Origin of the sequence: Pantoea sp. S61 (assembly GCF_016625145.1) — a bacterium.
In the GTDB taxonomy this organism is placed as follows: domain Bacteria; phylum Pseudomonadota; class Gammaproteobacteria; order Enterobacterales; family Enterobacteriaceae; genus Pantoea; species Pantoea rwandensis_B.
In genome coordinates this window covers 43,439-50,803 of record NZ_JACVUO010000026.1, presented here as the reverse complement: position 1 = coordinate 50,803, position 7,365 = coordinate 43,439, and the positions used below count along the sequence as shown (strand labels likewise).

Sequence of the window (7,365 nt, the reverse complement as noted above, 5' to 3'; positions counted from 1 at the left end):
GCAACGTTATCCGTTGCGGCCTCCATTAAGATCTTAACTGACAAGCATTACGCAATCAGCGGCCGTTTTTGTATTCAGCAGGGTAATCAGCCTTTGGCTTTGGTTACTGCCACCATCGCTGGACGCAACAGGCGACCATTGAGGGTATAACCACGCTGCATCACCATCAGTACATGGTTCGGTGCCATGTCTTCTGATTCAATCATCGACATCGCCTGATGCACATCCGGGTTGAATGGCACGTTGGTTTCACCGACCACTTCAACACCATACTTACGCACGGCACCCAGCAGGGATTTCAGCGTCAGTTCGATGCCTTCAATCATCGAAGCCAGTTCGGTGTTCTCTTTATCAGCCACTTCCAGCGCGCGCTCGAGGCTATCAATCACCGGCAGCAGTTCGTTGGCAAATTTTTCCAGCGCAAACTTGTGCGCTTTTTCCACATCCATTTCGGTACGGCGACGGATGTTTTCAATCTCCGCCTGAGCGCGCAGCTGTGCTTCACGCACGCCGCCTTGCGACTGGGCTAATTCCGCTTCCAGTTGCGCGATACGCTCATCACGCGGATCCACCTCAGTTGCCGTCTCTGCGTCCACGTGCTGCTGATCCTGTTGAATTTCGTCTGAGACTTGCTCGTTAGGGGTGTTCTGTTCTTTACTACTCATGAATTTCTCCGCGTTTTGCACATTCATCTCGCTGGTTGGCTTATTATGGGGATCAGTTTGACGGTTTCAAGTGAACCCATCACATTGCCTGGCCGTTTTGGCTTATGAGGAACACGCGCTAAATGAACAAACACTTTAACTGCATTGGGATTGTCGGCCATCCGCGCCATCCTACTGCGTTAACCACCCATGAAATGCTCTGGCGCTGGCTGACAGCAAAAGGCTATGAGGTGATCGTCGAGCAGCAGATTGCGCGCGAACTGAACTTGAAAGATGTGGAAACCGGCAGCCTGGCGGAAATCGGCCAACGTGCCGATTTAGCCGTGGTAGTGGGCGGTGACGGCAATATGCTGGGCGCCGCACGCGTGCTGGCACGTTATGACATCAAAGTTATTGGGATTAACCGCGGTAATCTCGGTTTTCTCACCGATCTCGATCCCGATAACGCACAGCAACAGCTGGATGATGTGCTGCAGGGCGAATACTTTGTTGAAAGCCGTTTCCTGCTGGAGGCGCAGGTGTGCAAAGAAGCGTGCTCGCCAAGGATTGGAAGCGCCATTAATGAAGTGGTACTGCACCCGGGCAAAGTCGCCCACATGATCGAATTTGAAGTGTATATCGATGAGGTTTTTGCCTTTTCCCAGCGTTCGGATGGGTTAATCATCTCCACGCCTACCGGCTCAACCGCCTATTCCCTCTCTGCGGGTGGCCCGATACTGACGCCATCGCTGGATGCCATCGCCATTGTGCCCATGTTCCCGCACACGCTTTCCGCACGTCCGCTGGTAATCAACAGCAGCAGCACCATTCGTCTGCGTTTTTCATCGTTGCGCAGCGATCTGGAAATCAGCTGCGATAGCCAGATTGCGCTGCCTATCCAGGAAGGGGAAGATGTGTTGATTCGCCGCAGCGCCCATCATCTCAACCTAATCCATCCTAAAAATTACAATTATTTTAATACCTTAAGCTCGAAACTCGGCTGGTCAAAAAAATTGTTCTGAAAATCACCGCCAGCCACTTTACTGTATAAAAAACCAGTTTATACTGTATGAAAAACCATATCTGTTTTTACATACAGGTGATTTCATGCTGGCACAACTGAACATCAGTAACTTTGCTATCGTTCGTGAACTGGAGATCGACTTTCATCGTGGGATGACAGCGATCACGGGGGAAACCGGCGCAGGTAAATCCATCGCAATTGATGCGCTGGGCCTGTGCCTGGGCGGCCGCTCTGAAGCAGATATGGTGCGTCAGGGGGCCAGTCGTGCCGATATCTGCGCGCGTTTCCAGCTCAAAGCTTCACCTTCCGCCCAGCGCTGGCTGGTGGAGAATCAGCTCGATGAAGGCAACGAATGCCTGCTGCGCCGCGTGATCAGCGCCGATGGCCGTTCCCGTGGCTTCATCAATGGCACTTCGGTGCCGCTGTCACAACTGCGTGAGCTGGGTCAGCTGCTGATTCAAATCCACGGCCAGCATGCCCATCAGCTGCTGCTTAAGCCGGATCACCAAAAACATCTGCTGGATGCTTACGCGGCCCATGATGACCTGCTTGATGAGATGCGTCAGCACTACCAGCGCTGGCATCAAAGCTGTCGTGCGCTGGCTCAGCATCAACAGCTGTCGCAGGAGCGTGAAGCACGCCGTGAACTGCTGCAATATCAGCTGAAAGAACTTAATGAATTTGCCCCGCAGCCGGGCGAATTTGAGCAGATTGATGAAGAGTACAAACGCCTCGCCAACAGCGGACAACTGCTCTCTACCAGTCAGCAGGCACTGCAAATTCTCGCCGATAGCGATGACACCAACCTGCAAAGCTTGCTGTATAGCGCGCGCAATATGCTGGGCGAACTCGTGTCGCTGGATGACAAAGTGAGCGGCGTGTTCAATTTGCTGGAAGAGGCAGCGATTCAACTGAGCGAAGCCAGCGATGAGTTGCGCCACTATTGCGAACGTCTGGATCTTGATCCCAACCGTCTGCATGAACTGGAACAACGTCTGTCACGCCAGATTGCCCTCTCTCGTAAACATCATGTGTCGCCAGAGACGTTGCCGGTGCTGTATCAGCAGTTGCTGGACGAAGCAGAACAGCTCTCACAACAAGAGAGCGATCAAGAAACGTTGCAAAACGAAGTCGGTTCACACCATCTGGCGGCCGTCGCCTGCGCGGAAAAACTGCATCAACTGCGTCAGCAGGCTGCGCATGAACTCAGCCAGCTGATCACCCAAAGCATGCGTACCCTGTCGATGCCGCACGGTCAGTTTGCCATTGAGCTGGAGTTCAAAGCCGATCAACTCACGGCGGATGGCGCCACACGAATTGATTTCCGTGTGACCACCAACCCTGGCCAGCCGTTACAACCGCTGGGCAAAGTGGCCTCGGGTGGTGAGCTTTCGCGTATTGCGCTGGCGATTCAGGTGATTACCGCTCAGAAAATGGAAACGCCGGCCATGATCTTCGATGAAGTGGATGTCGGTATCAGCGGCCCAACCGCAGCGGTCGTCGGTCAGATGCTGCGCCAACTCGGTGAATCCACGCAGGTGATGTGTGTGACGCACTTGCCACAGGTTGCCGGTTGCGGACATCAGCACTTCTACGTCAGCAAAGAGACCGATGGCGAGATGACCGAAACCCACATGCAGCAGCTGGATAAACGCGCCCGCCTGCAGGAACTGGCTCGTTTGTTAGGCGGTAGCGAAGTCACGCGCAACACACTGGCCAATGCAAAAGAACTTTTAGCAGCCTGATTTCGCACTTTTTTCTGGCCTGGTGGTCATATGCTTGCTCTGTAGAGGTTTCCAATAGGACAAAGGTTTATTATCATCGGCAGTTATATCGCCATAATAAAGCCTGCCGTAAGCAGAGTTCAGAATTTGATGGCAACAAAACAGCCTGACAAAAGGCGTTTGGCCCCAGAAAAGGAATGTATAGATGCGCTGTAAAACGCTGACTGCCGCGGCAGTGGTAATGTTGATGATGACCGCCGGATGTTCCACCCTTGAGCGCGTTGTATATCGTCCGGATATCAATCAGGGCAATTACCTGGTCGCCAACGATGTTTCGAAGATTCACACCGGCATGACGCAGCAGCAGGTTGCCTACACTCTCGGCACACCGATGATGCACGATCCGTTTGGCAGCAATGTCTGGTATTACGTGTTCCGTCAGGAACCGGGCCATGAAGGCGTGAAGCAGCAAACCCTGACGCTGACCTTTGACAGCAACGGTACGCTGACCAACATTGATAACAAACCGAAACTCACTGGCAGTGAAGACTAAGTGAACGGCAACAAAAAAGGCGCTTAAGCGCCTTTTTTGTGTCTGTCATTCCGCTACTTGTTGCTCGCCGAACGTTCTGCTCGCTGGCGACGCATCTCTTTGGGATCCGCAATCAGTGGACGATAAATCTCCACGCGGTCACCATCCTGAACGCCATCACCTAGCTTCACCGGCCGGCTAAAAATGCCCACCTTATTGCTTGCCAAATCGATGTCTTTGCGCAGTGATAACAAGCCCGAGGCTTTAATCGCCTGCTCGACGGTCGCGCCCTCTTCCATCGTTACCGAACGCAGGTACTGCTTGTTGGGCAGCGCATAAACTACCTCAACGGTGATATCAGGCACGGTAAACCTCTTTCGCGCGCTGACTGAACGCTTGCACCATACTGTTGGCCAATTCTTTGAAAATACGACCGAACGCCATCTCCACCAACATATTGGTGAATTCGAAGTCGAGGCTCAGCTCAACTTTGCAGGCATCATCACCTAAAGACGTGAAGTGCCACCCACCGGTCAGCTTACGAAAAGGGCCATCAACCAGCTGCATTAAAATGCTCTGATTGCTGATCAACGTGTTGCGGGTAGTAAAGGTTTTACTGATGCCTGCTTTAGAGACATCTACCGCTGCCGTCATATGATTTCCGCTATTATCCAATACGCGGCTGCCGGTGCAGCCCGGAAGAAACTGAGGATAAGCGTCCACATCATTCACGAGCTGATACATCTGCTCAGCGCTATAGGGGACCAACGCCGAACGGCTAATCTGGGCCATAATGGTTCCTGTTCATCACAAAACCGTTGAATAATACCATTTTCGGACACCAAACAAAATTCACGGGTTTGCCAGCTGTGCTAAAATAGAGTGTTTTTTACCGCCCCCAGGACAGGGGGATGCGCCCACAGACTGAGTGATGTAGACTACGCCGCACTATGACAAAGAAAAAAGCTCACAAACCCGGTTCAGCCACTATTGCCCTCAACAAACGCGCTCGCCACGAATACTTCATTGAAGAAGAGTTCGAGGCAGGGATGTCGCTACAGGGATGGGAAGTTAAATCACTCCGCGCCGGTAAAGCCAACATCAGCGACAGCTACATTTTGCTGCGCGATGGCGAAGCCTATCTGTTCGGTTCCACCTTCCAGCCGCTGGCCGTTGCCTCTACGCACGTGGTGTGTGACCCCACCCGTAGCCGCAAGCTGTTGCTGAAGCAGCGCGAACTCGATTCGCTTTACGGACGTGTTAACCGCGAAGGTTTCACCGTGGTTGCACTGTCGATGTACTGGAAAAACGCCTGGGCCAAGCTGAAGATCGGCGTTGCGCGCGGTAAGAAAGAACACGACAAGCGTAACGATGTGAAAGATCGCGAATGGCAGATGGATAAAGCACGTATTATGAAGAATTCAAAGCGTTAAGCACTGGATTCACCCGTCACTTTTCTGTAGTATAAGAAGTTCTTGGGGCTGATTCTGGACTCGACGGGATTGTGAAGCCTTAGGTGCATGTCGAGGGGCGGTTTGCCTCGTTAAAAGCCGCAAAAAAATAGTCGCAAACGACGAAAACTACGCTTTAGCAGCTTAATAACCTGCCAAGAGCCCTCTCTCCCTAGCTTCCGCTCTTAAGACGGGGATCAAGAGAGGTCAAACCCAAAAGAGATCGTGTGGATGCCTTGCCTGGGGTTGAAGCACTAAATCTAATCAGGCTAGTTTGTCAGTGGCGTGTCTGTCCGCAGCTGGCCGGCGAATGTAAAGACTGACTAAGCATGTAGTACCGACGGTGTAGTAATTTCGGACGCGGGTTCAACTCCCGCCAGCTCCACCAAAATTCTTTCGCGGCGATACCAGAATCGTCCGCTGAAGTCCTGAAAGCCCGTAAGGTGAAAGCCTTGCGGGCTTTTTTGTGCCAGTGGTTTTATGGGATGATGTAACTGGCTTCTGCAACTATCGATGCTCGTTTGGTTTTTCCCATGCAACTCACCATGTTCTTGATGCGGAAAGCCTATTAAATAAGGTATAAAGCCGCATGAAAATTCCAAACCGAATCCAACCGTTGGTCGATGATGGCCTGATCGACAATGTGCTGCAGCGCCTGAAAAGCGGCAAAGAAGCTGACGTTTACACGGTGATGTGCGGTGATAAAGTCCAATGCGCCAAAGTGTACAAAGAGGCTTCGCAACGCAGCTTTAAACAAGCCGTGCAATATCAGGAGGGGCGTAAAGTTCGCAACTCCCGCAGTACGCGTGCGATGCAGAAAGGCTCAAAATTCGGTCGCAAGCAGCAAGAGGAAGTCTGGCATACCGCAGAAGTCGACGCGCTGTTCCGTCTGGCCAAAGCTGGCGTTCGCGTACCTGAGCCTTATATGTGTCTCGACGGCGTGCTGCTGATGGAACTGGTTACGGATGCTGAAGGCGCCGTGGCACCCCGTCTCAGTGACGTGATTTTATCGGAACAGGAAGCACTGACTGATTTTGCGACGATGATTCGCAATATCGTACGTATGTTATGTGCCGGGATTGTGCATGGCGATCTGTCGGAATTTAACGTACTCCAGGATGAGCACGGTCCTGTGATCATCGATCTGCCTCAAGCAGTGGATGCCGCGGCCAATAACCACGCCGAATCGATGTTTGAGCGCGATGTGAACAACATCACCGCCTATTACGGTCAGTTTGCGCCACAGATTCTGGAAACGCGCTATGCCAAAGAAATCTGGCAACTATTTGAAGATGGCAAGTTGACGCCTGAAACCGTTTTAACCGGTCTGTTTGTAGAAGAAGTTCATGCTGTGGATATGGATTCACTGCTGGACGAAATTATCTCTGCTGAAGATGAGTACTACGACCGCCAGCGTGCTGCCAAAGAGCGGGATGAAGAGTGATAAAGCCAGCATGCGGCTGGCTAATCACTAAGTGTAAACCTGCAACAATCGTTAAAGCTGTACTGCAACTCATTGTGGGCGGTAATTCCCTTATACCGATTCGAAGCTTTTTTTTATCTCAGCTATCGCACTTTCCGAAAGCAAAAGCACAGATTTAAGGCTAACCTCAATCCGCTCAATGATCTCCTCTCGTGGCCCCATTCGCCATGCTTCGCTGGCGTAAAAATCCTCCAGCACAGATTCCAACTGTTCTTCGTTTTCAAAGGCGCGCATCAGAAAGTAACTATCGGCATCATGGCGAGAACAACCAAAAGCGATAATGCGAATGCCCTGCCTTTTATGAAGGGGAACGCTGGTATTACACATGATTTGATGGAAGGACTCACCAGTACCCGCTTTCAATCGGTATTGCAGGATTTCAACAGTCTTTACTTTTACCTCATCTCCTTGAGAATTTTTATTACCTTAATGTGGACCTAAAATCTCCCATTTAACTCTCGTAGGTAAAGTGTTGCGTTCCTTTAACCCGGGATGAGTCACAACATT

The 7,365-nt window shown here is 51.6% G+C and carries 9 protein-coding genes and 1 other RNA gene; 6 read left to right on the top strand and 4 right to left on the bottom strand.

Annotation, left to right across the window (positions count from 1 at the left end):
• Positions 1–86 precede the first annotated feature (86 nt).
• Positions 87–665 carry a nucleotide exchange factor GrpE gene (gene grpE, locus IAE30_RS27485; protein WP_038645340.1) on the bottom strand — a complete coding sequence of 193 codons (579 nt, stop codon included), beginning with the start codon at positions 663–665 and terminating at the stop codon, positions 87–89.
• Between the two features lie 122 nt (positions 666–787).
• On the opposite strand from grpE, the gene nadK reads away from it, so the two are divergent.
• The 3 genes from nadK to bamE all read left to right on the top strand — a co-directional run bounded on the left by nadK (position 788) and on the right by bamE (position 3,945).
• Positions 788–1,666, top strand: coding sequence for an NAD(+) kinase (nadK, locus tag IAE30_RS27480; RefSeq protein ID WP_034825588.1), 879 nt, complete (start codon positions 788–790; stop codon positions 1,664–1,666).
• Positions 1,667–1,751: 85 nt separating this feature from the next.
• Positions 1,752–3,413 carry a DNA repair protein RecN gene (gene recN / locus IAE30_RS27475; RefSeq protein WP_200538075.1) on the top strand — a complete coding sequence of 554 codons (1,662 nt, stop codon included), beginning with the start codon at positions 1,752–1,754 and terminating at the stop codon, positions 3,411–3,413.
• 184 nt (positions 3,414–3,597) lie between these two features.
• On the top strand, positions 3,598–3,945 hold the full coding sequence (gene bamE, locus IAE30_RS27470) for an outer membrane protein assembly factor BamE (protein ID WP_045833998.1): 348 nt from the start codon (positions 3,598–3,600) through the stop codon (positions 3,943–3,945).
• Between the two features lie 53 nt (positions 3,946–3,998).
• Here bamE and IAE30_RS27465 read toward each other — a convergent pair whose 3' ends face one another.
• Positions 3,999–4,289, bottom strand: coding sequence for an RnfH family protein (locus tag IAE30_RS27465; protein ID WP_200681374.1), 291 nt, complete (start codon positions 4,287–4,289; stop codon positions 3,999–4,001).
• The gene (locus tag IAE30_RS27460) at positions 4,282–4,716 is read right to left on the bottom strand and encodes a type II toxin-antitoxin system RatA family toxin (RefSeq protein ID WP_200681373.1); all 435 of its coding nucleotides are present in this window, start codon (positions 4,714–4,716) and stop codon (positions 4,282–4,284) included. The genes IAE30_RS27465 and IAE30_RS27460 overlap by 8 nt, the downstream gene beginning before the upstream one ends.
• Positions 4,717–4,874: 158 nt before the next feature.
• Between IAE30_RS27460 and smpB the strand changes: the two genes are divergently transcribed.
• From smpB to IAE30_RS27445, 3 genes are all read left to right on the top strand, one after another.
• Entirely contained in the window at positions 4,875–5,357 is a 483-nt protein-coding gene (smpB, locus tag IAE30_RS27455) for an SsrA-binding protein SmpB (RefSeq protein ID WP_034825578.1), read from the top strand.
• 44 nt (positions 5,358–5,401) lie between these two features.
• Positions 5,402–5,763: a transfer-messenger RNA gene (ssrA, locus tag IAE30_RS27450) on the top strand.
• Between the two features lie 201 nt (positions 5,764–5,964).
• On the top strand, positions 5,965–6,819 hold the full coding sequence (locus IAE30_RS27445; RefSeq protein ID WP_038645314.1) for a PA4780 family RIO1-like protein kinase: 855 nt from the start codon (positions 5,965–5,967) through the stop codon (positions 6,817–6,819).
• 90 nt (positions 6,820–6,909) lie between these two features.
• Here IAE30_RS27445 and IAE30_RS27440 read toward each other — a convergent pair whose 3' ends face one another.
• Positions 6,910–7,221, bottom strand: a complete 312-nt coding sequence (locus IAE30_RS27440; protein ID WP_234465428.1) for an NIPSNAP family protein — start codon at positions 7,219–7,221, stop codon at positions 6,910–6,912.
• Between the last annotated feature and the right edge of the window lie 144 nt (positions 7,222–7,365).